Source organism: Desulfobacter latus (assembly GCF_013389365.1).
GTDB classification, from domain to species: domain Bacteria; phylum Desulfobacterota; class Desulfobacteria; order Desulfobacterales; family Desulfobacteraceae; genus Desulfobacter; species Desulfobacter latus.
The window spans coordinates 13,934-29,592 of the sequence record NZ_JACADJ010000005.1 but is presented as its reverse complement, the minus strand read 5'-3'; the positions used below and the strand labels follow the sequence as shown (position 1 = coordinate 29,592).

The following is a 15,659-nucleotide window of genomic DNA, read 5'->3' as shown; positions in this document are numbered from 1 at the left end:
CAATTTAACTCAAATTACTGCGAAAGTTTTTTCAACTATCTATTATTACAGCGTTTAGTTGTTCGTGCGTCAGCACTAATTAATACCATACATGCTTTGTTCTTTACCATACAGCCTTGAAATAAAAATCAAGAATGATACGATCCGAGGTTAGCAGTTCCATATGGTTAGCACCGGCACTTGCAACAATAACCCTGTCAGCCGGATCACGGTGATCCCAGACCAGGTTCAAAGAATCCATCCATATTTTTTCGTCAATAGACAGGATGTAAAAATGATGAACCTGGTGGAGTTTTGAAATAAATTCTTGCAAGGATATGGGGATATTCAGCTTGCCTTTTTTAATCTTGATCCCGATTTCCCAGATGCTGATGGAACTGATCAAAAAACCGTCATTTTCCTCTATCTTTCGAGTCGCTGTGAAAGATAACTGTTTCCTTTCAAACGCATAATACAACAAGGCGCATGTATCTAAAAATATCACGCAAGCTCTCCCCATTCCTCCTGGGTTCCAGTTTCAAGGGGTTCGGAATAGGTCATTTTGTCCTGATAGGCGCCAAAAATATCATCAAACGTTTTTTTTTCTTTGTAAGGACTTATTCTTAATACCGGCTTATTGTAGTTGAGTACAATCAATTCCTCGCCTGTTTCCTCCACCTCCCGGAAATAGGCGAGCATCTTTGCTTTTAAAACACTTTTTGTAACCGTTTTCATAGTACCTCCAACCATAGTCTTAACCATGGTCATGATTTTAGAGTCTTATTACCGGTTTGTCAAAACTTTCTTGAGAGATGAAAAAAGTTTGCCGACTCAGGCCCGGGCCAGAACCAGAGCAGAAACACCGGCAGCCCCTGCCGCCAAAAGGGTCCGGGCTGCAGCATCACAGGTGGCCCCTGTGGTAAACACATCATCCACCAAAAGAATATTCTTACCTTTGATACGGTCAGGTTTCGGGCAGGCAAAGGCCTGGGTCAAATTCTTTTTCCGAGCCTGATGATCTAAGCCGGTCTGGCTGACCGTTGCCCGAACCCGGGCAAAGCTGCTGATATCAATACGCCATGGTGCCGACCGGTCATAGGCATCCCTGTATAGCCGGGGAAAATGTCGGACAAGAAAATAAGACTGGTTGAATCCGCGCTTTTTAGCCTTTGATCCATGGAGGGGAATGGGCAGGATCAGATGAAAGCGATCCATATCAAAATGGGTGGCAAAGGCCTGAAACAGATAACGTTCAAAGGGACGGGCCAGACTGAGCTTTGATTGGTATTTAAACAATCCCAGGGCCTTTTGTATGAGATCCTTGTACATAAATGCCGCCCTGACACGCTGCAGTGCCATGGGGGTTTCAAGACAGGCGCCACACAGATGATCCGGTCCGGATTCAAAACAACGGCCACAGGCAGGGCAAAACGGGTGATCAAATACCGGCAGCGCCTGGCCCAGGCATGTGTGGCAGAAGCAGACGCTCAACGGTGTATCTGTGGGATTTTTAATGTATTTACCGCACGCCAGGCATTTGTCCGGAAATACCAGTTTACCGATCCCGGTACCGGTCTTTTTGACCAATTTTTTTATCATCAGGACTTGAGAAAAGCCAGGCGCTGGCGGCGGGCCTCAAACATGGCAATACCGCCTGCCACAGACGCATTCAGCGATGTGATATGAGTATCCATGGGGATAGACAGGATAAAATCACACGCTTTTCTTATCCCGGGTCGCAGCCCGGTATGCTCGCCCCCCACCACAAGGACCAGGTTACCGGTCAGGTCTGCCTCAAAAAGGCCTTTATCTGCACCGGCATCCAGACCGGACACCCAGACGCCATATTTTTTAAGGTCACGGATCAGAACCGACAGATTGGTGGCTAAAAAGATAGGGGCATGCTCCATGGCCCCGGCTGAACTGCGGGAGACCCCGGCAGACGGCAGGGCACACCGGTCTTTTGGCATCACAATGTAATCAACGCCGGCACACAGGGCCGTGCGGATCAACGCACCGGTATTCTGGGGATCTTCAATGCTTTCAAGGATCAGAATAAAAAACGAATCTCTCCGGGGTTCGATCTGCTTGAACAACGCAGGGACGGACTGAACCGGAAAGGACGACACCCTGGCGGCAATGCCCTGGTGACGGCCAAAACCGGCCAACCGGTCCAGCGCCTCACCGGAAAGGGGTTGAACAGTCACCTGTTTTTCCCCGGCCAGATCGGCCACAGCCTGCACACGTTTATCAGACCGGTTCTCATATATCATGATGGATTCAAATTTACGGCGCCCGGCTTTCAGGGCTTCCAACACCGAGTGATATCCGTAAAGGATCTCTTTATCCCCGGAATTTCGAATTTCATTTTTTCGTCCATGCCCCCGGGATTTGCGTCTCCGACCCTGGCAGGCGGGTTTGCCGGCCATCAGTTCCCAGTCTCCTGTTCAACAATGGCAATAAATTCGGCAACCGCATCCTCCAGCACATCATTGACCACCACATGGGCATACAAGGATTTCTGTGCAATTTCTTCTTTTGCATTCGCCAGGCGCGTACGGATCACTTCGTCAGTATCGGTTCCCCTGCCTCGCAGTCGCTGTTCAAGCACCGCTAAAGACGGCGGCATGATGAATATGGAAACGGAATCCAGGTCAAAATCCATAATCTGACGTCCCCCCTGGACATCAATATCCAATAAAACACTTTGGCCTGCGGCAAGTTGTTCCTGAACAAACGGTCTGGAGGTACCGTAGCAATTGCCGTGGACTGTTGCCCATTCCAGCATTTGGCCGGATTCTACCATTTCCATAAATTGTGCCTTATCCGTAAAAAAATAATCCTTTCCATGAACCTCCCCCTGCCGGGGGCTGCGGGTGGTGTGGGAAATAGAATATACCAGGTTGTCAAACTGCTTCAAAAATTCTTTGATAAGCGTTGTCTTGCCGGCACCTGAGGGTGCTGAAACAATAAAAAGTTTTGCCGTCATACCTATTCCTCCTGGCGTACGCCGGGGTTTTGGATCAGGGCCTCAAAGCGTGCGGAGACCGTTTCCGCCTGAACCGCGGACAGAATCACATGGTTGGAGTCTGTTACAATGATGGCCCGGGTTTTTCTGCCATGGGTCACGTCAATGAGGCGCCGGTCCTCTCTGGCTTGATCCTTGATCCGCTTCATGGGCGATGAGTTCGGGGATAAAATCGCCACCACCCGGTTTGCCACCACCGTATTGCCAAAACCAATCACCAAAAGCGGCTGCTCCATACTCTTCCTTTTTCCAACTCTATTCAATATTCTGAACCTGCTCCCGGATCTTTTCCAGCTCGGATTTCAGGTCGACCACGGCATGGGACAAGGTTGCATTACCGGCTTTGGAACCAATGGTATTAAATTCCCGGTTAAACTCCTGGATCAAAAAATTGAGCTTTCTGCCCTGGGACTCATTTTCATCCATGACCTCCCGGAACAGTTTTATGTGGCTGTGTACCCGGACAATCTCCTCGGATACATCACTTTTGTCCGCAAGCAACGCGGTTTCCTGGGCCAACCGGACCGGATCAAGACAATCCCCGTCCTCGGCAGTCAGCACGGCCAGGCGTTCCTTGAGCCGGGTCTTGTAAACATCGGGTATGGTTTTGGCCTGTTCTTCAACATCTGCCATACGCTGTTCAATGTCTGCCATACGACGGGTTAAATCCTGGTACAGGTTTTCCCCCTCACGCTTTCGCATGCGGTCAAGCGCCTGAGCCGCATTGCGGGCCGTGTCACACAATGCTGAACGGAGATGCGCCAGATTGACTTCAGGTTTTGCCGCCACAATAACCTGCTTAGCTCCGAGTACGGTTTCCAGGGCAATATCACCGGAAAGCGCAAGGGTGTCCCGGACCGTTTTCAATGCGTTATAATAGGCTTTGGCCTTGATCGTATCCACCTCGAACAAATCCTGGTCCAGGGACTGGTCCGCCAGGCTTGCCCGGATCTCTAGTCTGCCCCGGGTATGGAACTGTCCCATGATCTTTTTAATGTCCTCTTCAAAGGGCTGACAGGTTTCAGGCAGATAAATCGAAAAATCAAGGAACCGGGAATTATAAGCGCGAACGGTCATCTCCACAGTCAGGGTATCCAGGGTGTGCGACACTTTGGCAAAAGCGGTCATGCTTTTTATCATAATAATTATCCTTTTATAGCCCTAAGATCCGCAAGATATTTGCGCCTAAGCTGCGTTAGAAATTTGAGTACAGCATCGGAGGCATAATCCGGGTAAGTCCACGCCAGGGTTTTAAAGCCTTTTTTGGTGTACATTAATGTCAGATCGGCATAAATTTTCTGTCCGATGTAAATCCTGTGGGAATACTCCTTTCCCGTGGCCAGGATAAACCGGGAAGACAAAAGATACCCCGGGTCAATATTGATGGTTCTATTGTTTTGGTCCAGGCAGTCCGCTTCAATCCTGTTGGTGTCAAGCTTAATCGAAGCAAGGGCATCCTGTTCCATAAGCGGTTTGAATGCAATAAGCCTGCGAAACAACGGTTCTCCCATTTCTCTGTAATAATAATCCGTAAAATCAAAATCCAGCCAGGGAGAAATCATGTCCACAGGACCGCCCACAGCTTCAAGGCGGGGGAAGACCGATTCCAGGACCGTCTTATCTTTCATGAAAACCGACATCACAAGCTTGGCCGGTGCCGGGGCTTTAGGTGTACTCATTGTTTAACGGGGATTGCCTCGTCAATGAGCATAATGGGAATATCATCCCTGATTTCGTATTTAAGGGCACAGGTGTTGCAGATCAAGCCGTCCTCTGTCTCGGTCAGTTCCACAGGACCTTTGCATTTGGGACAGACAAGAATTTCAAGCAGTTCCTTTGATACAGCCATGGCGCGATCTCCTTGAATAGTATTAATTTTTTGAAGTTTGCATGGACTGCAATCTATAATAAAAGCCTTTTGCAGCCATCAAGTCATCATGGACACCTTGTTCTACAATGGTACCATTTTTGAGCACAATAATCCGGGAGGCGTAATCTATGGTGGACAGTCTGTGAGCAATGACAAAGGCTGTACGGCCCGCCATTAAATTTTCCAAAGCCTTTTGTACAACTTTCTCCGCCTGGGAATCCAGGGCCGAGGTTGCCTCGTCTAAAATCAGCACCGGCGCATTTTTCAAAAGCGCCCTTGCAATGCAGATCCGCTGCTTTTCTCCCCCGGACAAACGCGATCCCAGTTCTCCGATTACGGTATCATACCCCTTGGGAAAAACGCAGATAAAATCATGGGCAAAGGCAGCCTTGGCTGCCGCTTCAACCGTGGCATCATCCGCATCCATTTTACCATACCGGATATTGTCCCGCACGGTCTCGTTAAATAAAATGGGTTCCTGGGTCACAATGGAAATATGGTCCCGAAGGGACGCAATTGTCAGGTCCCGGACATCGTGTCCGCCAACAAACACACCGCCCTCGACCACATCATAAAGCCTTGGGATCAGGTTCACCAGGCTGGTTTTCCCGCCGCCGCTCATGCCGACTAACGCCAGGGTCTCTCCGGGTGCGGCCTTAAGATTGATGTGCTTTAAGGCCAAAGGTTCTTCAGGGCCGTAGGCAAAGGAAACGTTATCAAAAACCACATCACAGGATGACGCCTTAAGGGTCCGGGCATCGGGTTTGTCCACCACATCATTTTGGGTTTCCAGCACATCAAAAACCCTGGATGCGGCCGCCACGCCCTCCTGGATGGTATTATTCAGGTTGGATAATTTCTTCACCGGGTCATAAAGCATCATCACGGCAGTCAAAAAAGAGAAAAACACACCCGGGGTAGACGTGCCGTTGACCACCCGCACCCCGCCGAACCAGATAACAAACGCGATACCTAACCCGCCTAAAAATTCCATAACCGGGGAAGACAATGCCCGTGTCATCACTTTTTTCATTTCTAAATGAAACAGCTCTCTGGTTTTTTCCTTGAATCTGGCCGTTTCAAAGGCCTGAAGATTGAATATTTTAATAATTTTTGCCCCGGAAAAAGTTTCATGCAGAAAGGCGTTAAGATCTGCCATGGTTTCCTGGGAGCCTGTGGAAAATTTCCGGATTCGTTTACCGAATATGACGATGGGATAAAAGGCAACGGGCAGGACAACAAAAGCGCCTAACGCAAGTTGCCAGTCCCGGTAAAAAATAACAAACAAAAACGCCACAACAGAAAAAGAATCCCGAAACAAACTGATAACAGCCGTGGACACCATGCCTTTGATAATATTGACATCATTGGTGATCCGGGACATAAGCGCCCCGGTCTTTTCTTTGTGGATATAGGCAATGGGCAGGTCCATGATCTTTTCATAAAGACTGTCCTGGAAATCGCGGATAATACGCTGCCCCACATGATTCATCAGGTATTGCGACCCGTATGAACCGGCGCCTTTTAGAAAAAATACCAGGATGGCAAGGCCGGGGATGAGCAATAACTTGGTACTGTCTTTGGCAATAAAAATATCATCAAGCACCGGTTTAACCAGCAGGGCCATGCTACCGTTGGCCCCTGCCACCACCACCATACATAAAGCCGCCAGGGCAATTCTTTTCCAGTGTGCAAACACCATCCGGATAATTTTTTGCCTGCGTTCTGTAGACAATCTGGGTTTTGTTGATTTCATGGGCGGGCAATTGCTTTACAGATTCTATTGTCAAGTTCCAAAAAACATGAGAGCATAGCCTCCCATGACAAAGAGTGCTTTTATACCCAATTTTTTTAAATTTTACAATATCCTGTGGGATGCGGCCCTGCCTTTTTTAAAACGGCACCCAAGACTTGCCCCAACCTTTGACAGGCGTATCAATCCGGTTCACCTTCAACCGGCGGATATCTGGATACAGGCTGCATCGGCCGGGGAGGCTTACCTTGCCGTATCCATCATAAAAGCCCTTAAACCGGACAGGCCGGTCACCATATTGTTGACCACAACCACGGATCAGGGCATGGAAATTTTGACACAAGCGCTGTCGCCAAAAGAATTTTCACCCCGTATCAGCCTGGGCGTTGATATATTTCCTTTTGACAGCCCAAAGGCCATGAACATAGCAGTGAAAACGGTGAATCCTGCCGTCATGGTTTTACTGGAGACCGAACTGTGGCCGGCCCATCTTTATGCGTTAAAAAAAAATCATACAACCGTACTGCTCATCAACGGCAGGTTATCCCCCAAAAGCAGCCGGAATTACAGGCTCACCAAAGCGCTTTGGCGATCTTTTGCCCCGGCGCGTATCCTGGCCATCTCTACCGGGGACGCCAAAAGATTTTCCCAGGTATTTTCCCACACCCCTGTTGATACCATGAACAACATCAAATTTGACCGCATGACGGTTCAGAACACGATCGGTAAAGCTTCGGCCTTAGCTGCAATTGTGTCCCGGGAACTTCCCCTGTCTATTTTTGCCTCCTTCCGCCGTCAGGAAGAAACGCAGATCATTGACATGATAAAAACCTTGTTGGAAAAGGTGCCGAACCAGATTATTGCCCTGTTTCCCAGGCATATGCAGCGAATAGAACCATTTCTAAAAAAATTGAATAAAAACGGCCTCAAGGGTCACAAAGGGTCACAGATATCATCCGTTTTAACCGGTCCGGCCATTATCCTGTGGGACAAATTTGGAGATCTGCACCAGGCTTACAGCCATGCCAGGGTGGTTTTTGTCGGCGGAAGTCTTGCGCCCCTGGGGGGGCAAAATTTTATGGAACCCGCAGGCTTGGGTATTCCCACAATAATCGGCCCCCACTGGCAGGATTTTGTCTGGGTGGGGAAAGAAATCTTCAATACGGGTACCGTAACCCGATGCAGAAACCGACAACATGCGGTTGAAACCATGTGCAGATATCTGGTAAAATCCGGAAATCAAAAAGCCCGTATTGATGCGGTGAGTCATTATATTTTACAAAAACAAGGCGGCGCACAGACTGCTGCAGATACCATTTGGGCGTCATGGGAGGCAAACAAACCATGATTAAATGCCGTATCTGTCTGATATGCTGTTGTCGTTACGCCTGATATGTTCTACGCTGATACGATCACTACCGCATCAATTTCCGAAGATTAAAAATTTGGCGATTAAGGGTAAACGCGTGCCAGAAATTCGACAACACAAGCCGGCTTTTCACCACCTTCAATATCAACGGTAATAAGATAACAGATCTGTATACCGCCTTTCACCTCTTCTACTTGATGAATTGTCGTTCTTGCCCGGATTCTGGCGCCGGCTTTAACAGGAGAAGGAAAACGAAGCCGGTTAAGACCATAGTTTACCCGATACGTCATGCCGGGATAATTTTTTTGAAAAAAATCAGGATGATTGCTTTCAGTCAGATAAGGCAATAAAGACAATGTCAAATACCCGTGAGCAATTGTTGATTTATAAGGCGACTCTTCTTTGGCTCGCTGAACATCCGTATGAATCCATTGCACATCACCGGTAACTTCAGCAAAATCATTAATTCGTTTCTGGTCAATCTCAAGCCAGGGACCCACATGAATCTGTTGACCAATCTGTGGTTTAATAAATTTTAAAAACGCCTGACATTTTTCCTGATCACTCATAGTTTTACTCTCTTTTTAGTTTAAATATTTTTTTCAATCTCATTTTTTCACCTTAAAAATCGGCATCCTTCACAAGTACTTTACACTTTCTGGCGCAAGCTCCGTTTTCCAGGGGCTTCACCCCAAAAGTGTAAACTTCTTTTATAAAAATATGAAGGATGCCTAAAAGTTAACAGTGCTTTTAAGGATATCATTTTACAGGTACGCCGTATAGCATTGAATCGCTCTTATTTACCACGACAGCCACACTTCCGAAAGATATCAACGCCTTTTAACCGGACCGAGGGGATGATGGGCAACCCATCTGAAAGCTTTCCACCTCCTGAATATGCCGGCATGGATGATACGATTTGCCAAAAGATGCATGTCCCGACCAGACTATTTTTCAGTGCAGGCATTGGATCCCATCTCCTTTGCAAACAGGGCAAAATCGGTGACGTCCACATCCCCGTCTCCGTCAAAATCCCCCCGGCATATCAAATCCGTGCCGCAATCGGTCCGCCCATATTCTCCCAAAAATATAAATACATCACTCTCATCCACGTCATGGTCCTTATCCAAATCGCTTTGGCAGAAAAGGCTGAACTCGTCGGCACCCATATCAATGTCTGGCGTGCCGTCCAGATTACCGTCAACAGGCCGCCGCTCCCCTTCAAAGTCAATGGGCGGCAGGCTCTGAATGCCGCTATGGCCCGCGTCAATGCATGGGGATTCCCTGCCGATACGGTAACTGTCCCGGTTCGGATCGATAAACAGGGGCGGCGAATTGATATTGCCCTGCCCCGGCCATCCCCCTTGGACATCAGAGTGAAAAACGGAAACCATTGCTTCGGGTGGCTGGATTTCGTCCGGCATGTTGTACCAGAGAATAGTATTGCCTATGGCGGCCATTCCACCGCTGGACAAACACAATCCACCACCCAGTTTGGCAATGTTATCAGCCATTGTCATGTTATGGAGGCTTACCATTGAAAACTGCCCGGAAATAGTAATGCCGCCGCCACAGTGTTCGGCTGTATTATTGCTGACAATGGTATTGAACAGGGCAGTGGCGGAATTTTCAGCATAAATGCCGCCGCCGGTTTCGGCCGTGCTGTTGTTGATAATGCAGTTACCGATCCAGGGACATGCATTGCTACAGAGTATGGCACCACCTTTGTCGGCCAGACCGTTGCTGACAGTAAAGCCTGACACTTTAGTATCCCCTGTTTCACCCGATTGAAAGATAAACCCTCGGCCCTGTCCCTGGCAGTCGATGATACATTGTTCAGGGCCGTTTTTCGAACAGAGGATCAGGGCCTTGCCCCTGAAGTCCAGATTTTTGTTATTCTTTCCGGTATAAATACCGTCATCCACACTGATGATGTCTCCCTTCAGGGCTACATCAATAGCCTCCTGAATGGCAGGAAAATCAGACGGGACATGGTGGATGCCGATGACATAAATTTCCGTGTCTGTTCCATCGCTGCCCTCCCAGACAACTCCGTTGGCTGATATTGCAGGAAACCGGTCATTTTTTTGGTTACAGGTGAGCTGATGTACCATGTGGCCATCATGCAAAAATATTTCCCAGTCGTTGCCGTCAAACTCTTCCCAAACCACAAGCCCCCGGGCCACCCGGACATGACCGATTTCAGCTGCTGTTTCCCGGATTACGGTGTTTCTTCCGAAGGTATCCATGAGGATCTTCGTTTGATAGGTGCCGTGAGCCCGCCATATAAGGTCGTTTCCGGAAATAACGGAATGGGTGTCATCGGTCCCGTTGCGTGTGACCTGCCGGATGGATTCTCCGTCATACAAAAATATTTCCCAGTCATGCCCGTCAAACCCCTCCCAGGCAATCCATTCCTTTGAAATTTCAGGGTTTCGGTCCGGAAACTGGTTATGGGTTAATTGGGTTGTCTTGCCATTGTTATGGATAAATATTTCCCAGTCATGTCCGTCGAACCCCTCCCAAGCAACAATATCGTTTACAATCCGGGGGTGGCGGTCGTCTGTCCGGTTGTCTGTCAGCTGGGTGATGCATGTCCCGTTGTAAAAGAATATTTCCGAGTCGCCGCCGTCGCATCTCTGCCAAACCATTTTTCCGTTGCTCAGGTGGGGGAACATGTCGCAGACTTCATCATCGGTGAGTTGGACAGATGCCGCGCCGTCAAATATATTCACCTCCAGTGGGGCAAAATGGTAATGGCTGGCCCATGCAACCTGACCATGGTCAACCATGGGACCGATATTGAGCATATTGTTACGGGTAAGCTGAAAGGTAGATGAGCCGTGATAAAAAAATATTTGCCATCGATACCCGTCGGACTGCTGCCAAGCAACGTCTTTGCCGTGAATGTGAGGAAATTTGTCATCCACCTGATTATCGGTCAATTTACGTCCTGCAGCAACTGAAAATCCAGGCACCGTCCACAAAAATAGGGTGGGAAAAAGCATCGTCCATGGAAATAATAAGATTATTCTTTTGAGAAGACGATACCGAATATTATTCATAATTCACCCCTTCTTATTTTTATTTTCAGAACAAGTAACAAGCCTCCGGCAAAGCCGGAAGCTTGAATCTCAGTGAACTGCATAATAGACGTCAAAATATGTTTATATTAGGGACAGTCTGTCCTGCCATAATCAGCTGCAAATACGGCAAAATCCGATACATCCACATCGTTGTCACCATCGAAATTGCCTTCACAGAGATCACCTGTATCACAGTCTGTCCGTCCGTAATCGGCTGCGAATACGGCGAAATCCGATACATCCACATCGTTGTCACCATCGAAATTGCCTTCACATGCATCGGCACATGGCAGGGTTGTGGCTGAGCCAAGACTCACCAATGTGGTTTCAATGGCATCTTCATTTCTTGCCCGGACCCTGAAGGTGTAAGACTTTCCACAGTCCAGACCTGTGCTGTTCCATGAAGTGGCTGTAATCCACCCTGAATTGGTGCCCTGGGTCAGGTTTTCACAATAGTATGCCGTCCCGGCCGGATTGCCGTTGGCACTCCAGTTGGCCTGGATGGAGGTCTGGGTGATATTGGAAAATGCCATAGCCTCCGGTGCTTTTGCCTGGGTATAGCAGGATGCGCTGCCAGACCAGGGGGTCTGATTTCCATCGCCGTTTCTGGCCATTGCCCGGAATGTATACTTCTGGTTTGGTGATAAGCTGCCGCTGGTCCACAGGTTATTGTTCTGTTTCCATCCGGAACTGGTCCCTTCAGTGGTATTTTCGACCAAGAGGCCTGAACTGCCAGAAGAGAGATTAGAGGGCGTGTTGCTGGATCTGGCCTGGATGCTTGTGGTGGTAATGGTGCCAAAGACGATGCCTGCCGGGGTTTCAATATCCGTATATTCCCGACTGGATGTGGAATATGCTGTCATATTGCCCTGGGCATCTTTGGCAGCCACTGTGTACTCGTATTGATGATTTGCCTGGAGTCCGCTGTCTGTATAGCTGGTGGATGTTGTCCACCCAGAATCGCTTCCGCCCGTGCCGCCGGTGGGGCTTGAGGTGAAATCAAAGTAATAGGAAACGGGCGTGGACGGGTCAGATGCGGTGGTTGCGGTCATCTTGATTTCGCTGGTGTCCAGTTCATAGGGGATCACCGACCAGGTCATGGGGTCGGGGGTGGGCGGTGTGGTGTCCACCGTGGTGAAACTCCAGTAAACATATGAACTTGCACTGCCGCATATATTATTGGAACGGACCGCCCACTGGTAGGTGGTGCCCTGGTCCAGGGTGCCGAGTGCCCAGGCACTGGTTTCCGGTTCCCCCAGTTTGGTGTAGGAGGCATCTGTACTCTTTTTGAACCAGACATCATAGTACAGGGTAAAGCTGCTGTTGGCCCAGTCAAGATCGGCCGTCACAGGGACGTTTACCGCTCCGTCGGTTGGCGACGGGGTGGAAGGCGTGCCCGGGGTGGCGCACTTGCCTGCCTGGAGTTTGTACGTGGTGGTCTTGTTGTAGTCGCCGGCATCCGCCTTCCATACTGCAAGGCCGTGAAAACCGGCATCCGGTATGGTAACGTCCATGTATTCATCCTGTCCATCACCGTTGCTGTTGGCATACCCGCCGCTCATGTAATCGCTTTTAGATGCGGTGGTGGTGTCATCGTCATACAGGGTCATGCCGAGGTCGCAGGTACCGGCGGTCTGGTCGAGTTTGAATCGGTAGGTACCGGCCGAAGATGCATAGTATTCATATATATCGAGTACATTGGAGGAGATTTTGCTGTAGGGGCCGTTGGTGCCGTCAAAAATTTTTTCGCTGGCATCCTCTTCAATTCTAAAGGCACCGGATCCCTCATTGTAATTAAGAACGCCTGCATAATAGGTCCCATGTGCAGCCTGGTTATCATTTACAATGACAAAATCCGAGGCAGAACCGCCATAAGAAGAATATTCCAGATAGCTTCCAAACCCGCCTTCTGAACCGGTATAAGTACCGATGTCGTGGAGCCTTACATCATAATCGGCACTGCTGCTGTATGGCAGGATACCCACTGCCGACCACCAGTCCGTGGGATGGGTGCTTTGGACATCAAATGAGAACCCGTCACAATTATAATAAGAGTATCCAAGGGTATTCCTTTTGGGCGGGGCTGAGGAACGGGTAACCGGAACATTATCTGAAAGGCTGTAAGGGCTCCAGACAAACTGTTTGCAGTAGGTGTTGTCGTTTTCGTCATATTCCCAGACCCGGTTGTCATAATCCATGGTGTTCTGGCAGATGGTGTGGCGGCCGCCCCTGACCGTGCTGGGACCGGAATTAACGTGTCTGGAGTCATATCCCGCCGGCTGATAGCTTAAAGAAAACCAGTAAGTATAAATATCATCCACCGACAGATGGGTGACATTGTCCCGGGCCTTGACCGTACCCTCGTTTTTCCAGTTGACATTCCAGTAGGTGGCATTGGAATTGCCGGGCAGGGTTGACGTAACGGTGGCATTGGTGGTTGTGGCTGTGTTGTTGCCCCTGGGAACAATGGGATAGTCCCAACCTGTGGGGGTGCTGTCATTCAGGTTGGGCAGGTTCTGGGGCGTCAGCCAGTAGGCAGCCTCTTCTATCCGGCTTTCGTTGGTGCCGCGGCGGATATAGAAATAGCCGTTTACCCCCCAGCCGGTGCCCCAGGAGTTTTTGCAGATCCAGTAGTCCACTCCGCCCGAGGTGCCCCAGCCCACGATGTTGACAAAATGCCCGCCTTCCTCAACGCTGGAGGTTCGGGTATAAATGCCTCCGGAATAGTCCCAGAAATCATCATAAACCTTCATCCAGACCGGTATGGGACCATAGTAGTATACGGAATTAGCAACCTGGTCCCTGAAAGTTGAACCAGGACCGTAATAGGTGCCGTAATTGGTGACTTTGTATACCCGGTGACTCCAGTTTGAGCATCGGTCACTGCAGTCCAGGGAGGAATTATAGGGCAGGCACTCCTCATCCGGCACCCCGTCGGACTCTATAAAACTCAGAAGGCCCGGTATATTCCAGGCTGAGCAGGAAGCGTGGGGACTGCAGGTCACGGCATACCGTTCCGACAGGTTGATGGGGAGCTGGTACCCATAGGTGCCCCCTTTTTGGTATCTGAGGCGGACTTCCATGGAGCCCAGGGTGGCATGGGCCCAGCAGTCACCGCACATCTGGTTGGTTACCGGGGTCATCCAGTTGGTCCCGCTCCGGTTCCGCCAGTCAAAACTGCTGGCAGGAAACGCACCGCCGATATACGCGCCATCCGGGGTTTTTTCCACGGCGCCTGTGTCGATAATTTGGGGTTCATCCGGACCGCCCAGAAGGGCCCTGCGCTGTTCCGGACTCATGTCCGACATGTTGGTCCGGCCGGCTGTCCAGGATTCACCCTGTGCCTTGAGTTCAAGGTTTAATTGTCTGATACGCTCGTCAACCTGATCCCCCCATGCAGACCCGAAAACAAGCAATACGGCAAAAAGGACGATCAACATTGGCGATTTATGTCTGAAATTCATTTTTCCCTCCTCCTTTTATGCGTCATCCGGGTTTTTATTGGTTTGATCAGCACCTGTTTTCATTTTTTCCGGGATGTCCGGCTGTGAATGTTCATCCGCATTGGGTGTACCTCCCCCGGAGTTATAAAGATCCTCCAGGATCTTTTTGAGTTGTGTTATCTGGGCCGTGTTTTCCGCTGCAACAGCCTTATTGAGCTGACACTCTTTGATGACAATTTCAAGGTCTTGTTTAAGGAATTGGATACGCTTCTGCAATTTTTCCCGCGCTGCCGGGTCTGTTTCCTTTTGCAGCTGAGCCAGGATCTCAAGGATATGGCCGGCACACTCATCTTCAAGGGCCATAAGCTCTTTGTCCTTTGCCATCTCCGGTGATAGTGCGCCCTGATTGTCAGATGCCACTGTTCCCCCATCCTGGATCGGGCTCTGCTCCCATGACAAGGCGGAACTGGAAAATGCTATGATCATGGCTGCTGATAGGGCTAAAAGCTTTAAGGATGTCATATTGCCTCCCTGTATTTATTATGTATGATCGGGTTGAAATCTCTGGTTTCCCCGGGTCCGGGGCCATCGTTAGCTGTTTTTCCTTTTGTGTGTTGGACTGATATGATGGATCACCCCCTTTCCGGTTTTCTATTTTCAAAGTAATCGTCCAGATGAATTTTCGGGAAATCAAAAACCACGGGTGTGCATGGTCCTTTTGTAACAGTCTTGACTATGCAGTCAAAAATGACATTCTCCCTGATTCCGTATTTATCAAGGAATTCCGGCCCCAGATGCCACCCGTTTGCCAGTTTCATGTCAAAGACCCTTTGGGTCACACGGAAATGGGGGGGCGTGAGTTTCTCTTGTGTGCTGAAAACAAATTTTACCGCGTACCGTTTGTGGGAACCGCCACCATAATTCTGGGGCCTGTCAATTTCCTTTACCGAAATAATTTTTGCCTTGCCTTTATATGCTGCATACTCACACGGGCCTCCCCCGGTTTTGGGCAACCCATCTGAAAGCTTTCCACCTCCTGCATATGCCGGCATGGGTAATACGATTACCCAAAAAAGGCATGTTCCCACCATATTAGTTATCAGTGCAGGCATTGGATCCCATCTCCTTTAC

Annotated in this window: 16 protein-coding genes; 1 reads left to right on the top strand and 15 read right to left on the bottom strand. The window is 49.4% G+C overall.

Translation table 11 applies throughout. The features are described 5' to 3' along the window. Positions 1-103: 103 nt before the first annotated feature. The 10 genes from HXW94_RS02340 to HXW94_RS02295 all read right to left on the bottom strand — a co-directional run bounded on the left by HXW94_RS02340 (position 104) and on the right by HXW94_RS02295 (position 6,633). Entirely contained in the window at positions 104-484 is a 381-nt protein-coding gene (locus HXW94_RS02340) for a PIN domain-containing protein (RefSeq protein WP_178365295.1), read from the bottom strand. Then, positions 481-714 (bottom strand): type II toxin-antitoxin system Phd/YefM family antitoxin, encoded by a 234-nt coding sequence (locus tag HXW94_RS02335; RefSeq protein WP_178365294.1) that lies wholly within the window; start codon positions 712-714, stop codon positions 481-483. Before HXW94_RS02335 ends, HXW94_RS02340 begins: the two co-directional genes overlap by 4 nt. A gap of 96 nt (positions 715-810) precedes the next feature. Further along, on the bottom strand, positions 811-1,578 hold the full coding sequence (locus HXW94_RS02330; RefSeq protein ID WP_178365293.1) for a ComFC family protein: 768 nt from the start codon (positions 1,576-1,578) through the stop codon (positions 811-813). Next, on the bottom strand, positions 1,578-2,408 hold the full coding sequence (gene rlmB, locus HXW94_RS02325) for a 23S rRNA (guanosine(2251)-2'-O)-methyltransferase RlmB (RefSeq protein WP_178365292.1): 831 nt from the start codon (positions 2,406-2,408) through the stop codon (positions 1,578-1,580). Before rlmB ends, HXW94_RS02330 begins: the two co-directional genes overlap by 1 nt. Then, positions 2,408-2,968, bottom strand: coding sequence for a guanylate kinase (gene gmk / locus HXW94_RS02320; protein WP_178365291.1), 561 nt, complete (start codon positions 2,966-2,968; stop codon positions 2,408-2,410). Before gmk ends, rlmB begins: the two co-directional genes overlap by 1 nt. A gap of 2 nt (positions 2,969-2,970) precedes the next feature. After that, positions 2,971-3,243, bottom strand: coding sequence for a DUF370 domain-containing protein (locus HXW94_RS02315; protein WP_178365290.1), 273 nt, complete (start codon positions 3,241-3,243; stop codon positions 2,971-2,973). A 19-nt stretch (positions 3,244-3,262) separates the two neighbouring features. Then, on the bottom strand, positions 3,263-4,147 hold the full coding sequence (locus tag HXW94_RS02310; RefSeq protein WP_178365289.1) for a YicC/YloC family endoribonuclease: 885 nt from the start codon (positions 4,145-4,147) through the stop codon (positions 3,263-3,265). A gap of 5 nt (positions 4,148-4,152) precedes the next feature. Next, positions 4,153-4,686, bottom strand: coding sequence for a DUF4416 family protein (locus HXW94_RS02305; RefSeq protein ID WP_178365288.1), 534 nt, complete (start codon positions 4,684-4,686; stop codon positions 4,153-4,155). Further along, positions 4,683-4,856: a Trm112 family protein gene (locus HXW94_RS02300; RefSeq protein ID WP_178365287.1), complete on the bottom strand. Its 174-nt coding sequence runs from the start codon at positions 4,854-4,856 to the stop codon at positions 4,683-4,685. The genes HXW94_RS02305 and HXW94_RS02300 overlap by 4 nt, the downstream gene beginning before the upstream one ends. A gap of 22 nt (positions 4,857-4,878) precedes the next feature. Then, a complete protein-coding gene (locus tag HXW94_RS02295; RefSeq protein ID WP_178365286.1) occupies positions 4,879-6,633 on the bottom strand; it encodes an ABC transporter ATP-binding protein in 1,755 nt (584 codons plus the stop codon). Between the two features lie 64 nt (positions 6,634-6,697). Between HXW94_RS02295 and HXW94_RS02290 the strand changes: the two genes are divergently transcribed. Continuing rightward, complete coding sequence (locus tag HXW94_RS02290; protein ID WP_178365285.1) at positions 6,698-7,978, top strand: 3-deoxy-D-manno-octulosonic acid transferase; 1,281 nt, start codon at positions 6,698-6,700, stop codon at positions 7,976-7,978. Positions 7,979-8,082: 104 nt separating this feature from the next. Here the strand turns inward: HXW94_RS02290 and HXW94_RS02285 are convergent, their stop codons facing one another. From HXW94_RS02285 to HXW94_RS02265, 5 genes are all read right to left on the bottom strand, one after another. Next, positions 8,083-8,568 (bottom strand): MaoC family dehydratase, encoded by a 486-nt coding sequence (locus HXW94_RS02285; RefSeq protein WP_178365284.1) that lies wholly within the window; start codon positions 8,566-8,568, stop codon positions 8,083-8,085. A gap of 378 nt (positions 8,569-8,946) precedes the next feature. Further along, complete coding sequence (locus tag HXW94_RS02280; RefSeq protein ID WP_178365283.1) at positions 8,947-10,944, bottom strand: hypothetical protein; 1,998 nt, start codon at positions 10,942-10,944, stop codon at positions 8,947-8,949. Between the two features lie 227 nt (positions 10,945-11,171). Beyond that, a complete protein-coding gene (locus HXW94_RS02275) occupies positions 11,172-14,549 on the bottom strand; it encodes a C1 family peptidase (protein ID WP_178365282.1) in 3,378 nt (1,125 codons plus the stop codon). A 15-nt stretch (positions 14,550-14,564) separates the two neighbouring features. Continuing rightward, a complete protein-coding gene (locus HXW94_RS02270; RefSeq protein ID WP_178365281.1) occupies positions 14,565-15,050 on the bottom strand; it encodes a hypothetical protein in 486 nt (161 codons plus the stop codon). 110 nt (positions 15,051-15,160) lie between these two features. Further along, the gene (locus HXW94_RS02265; protein ID WP_178365280.1) at positions 15,161-15,640 is read right to left on the bottom strand and encodes a hypothetical protein; all 480 of its coding nucleotides are present in this window, start codon (positions 15,638-15,640) and stop codon (positions 15,161-15,163) included. Positions 15,641-15,659: the final 19 nt, after the last annotated feature.

Excerpts from the sequence above, each read along its gene's own strand:
- HXW94_RS02285 (WP_178365284.1), bottom strand. The coding sequence starts at position 8,568 with ATGAGTGATCAGGAAAAATGTCAGGCGTTTTTAAAATTTATTAAACCA.
- HXW94_RS02290 (WP_178365285.1), top strand. The coding sequence starts at position 6,698 with ATGACAAAGAGTGCTTTTATACCCAATTTTTTTAAATTTTACAATATC.
- HXW94_RS02265 (WP_178365280.1), bottom strand. The coding sequence starts at position 15,640 with ATGCCTGCACTGATAACTAATATGGTGGGAACATGCCTTTTTTGGGTA.
- rlmB (WP_178365292.1), bottom strand. The coding sequence starts at position 2,408 with ATGGCCGGCAAACCCGCCTGCCAGGGTCGGAGACGCAAATCCCGGGGG.
- HXW94_RS02300 (WP_178365287.1), bottom strand. The coding sequence starts at position 4,856 with ATGGCTGTATCAAAGGAACTGCTTGAAATTCTTGTCTGTCCCAAATGC.
- HXW94_RS02275 (WP_178365282.1), bottom strand. The coding sequence starts at position 14,549 with ATGAATTTCAGACATAAATCGCCAATGTTGATCGTCCTTTTTGCCGTA.
- HXW94_RS02295 (WP_178365286.1), bottom strand. The coding sequence starts at position 6,633 with ATGAAATCAACAAAACCCAGATTGTCTACAGAACGCAGGCAAAAAATT.
- HXW94_RS02315 (WP_178365290.1), bottom strand. The coding sequence starts at position 3,243 with ATGGAGCAGCCGCTTTTGGTGATTGGTTTTGGCAATACGGTGGTGGCA.
- HXW94_RS02305 (WP_178365288.1), bottom strand. The coding sequence starts at position 4,686 with ATGAGTACACCTAAAGCCCCGGCACCGGCCAAGCTTGTGATGTCGGTT.
- HXW94_RS02310 (WP_178365289.1), bottom strand. The coding sequence starts at position 4,147 with ATGATAAAAAGCATGACCGCTTTTGCCAAAGTGTCGCACACCCTGGAT.
- HXW94_RS02335 (WP_178365294.1), bottom strand. The coding sequence starts at position 714 with ATGAAAACGGTTACAAAAAGTGTTTTAAAAGCAAAGATGCTCGCCTAT.
- HXW94_RS02270 (WP_178365281.1), bottom strand. The coding sequence starts at position 15,050 with ATGACATCCTTAAAGCTTTTAGCCCTATCAGCAGCCATGATCATAGCA.
- HXW94_RS02330 (WP_178365293.1), bottom strand. The coding sequence starts at position 1,578 with ATGATAAAAAAATTGGTCAAAAAGACCGGTACCGGGATCGGTAAACTG.
- gmk (WP_178365291.1), bottom strand. The coding sequence starts at position 2,968 with ATGACGGCAAAACTTTTTATTGTTTCAGCACCCTCAGGTGCCGGCAAG.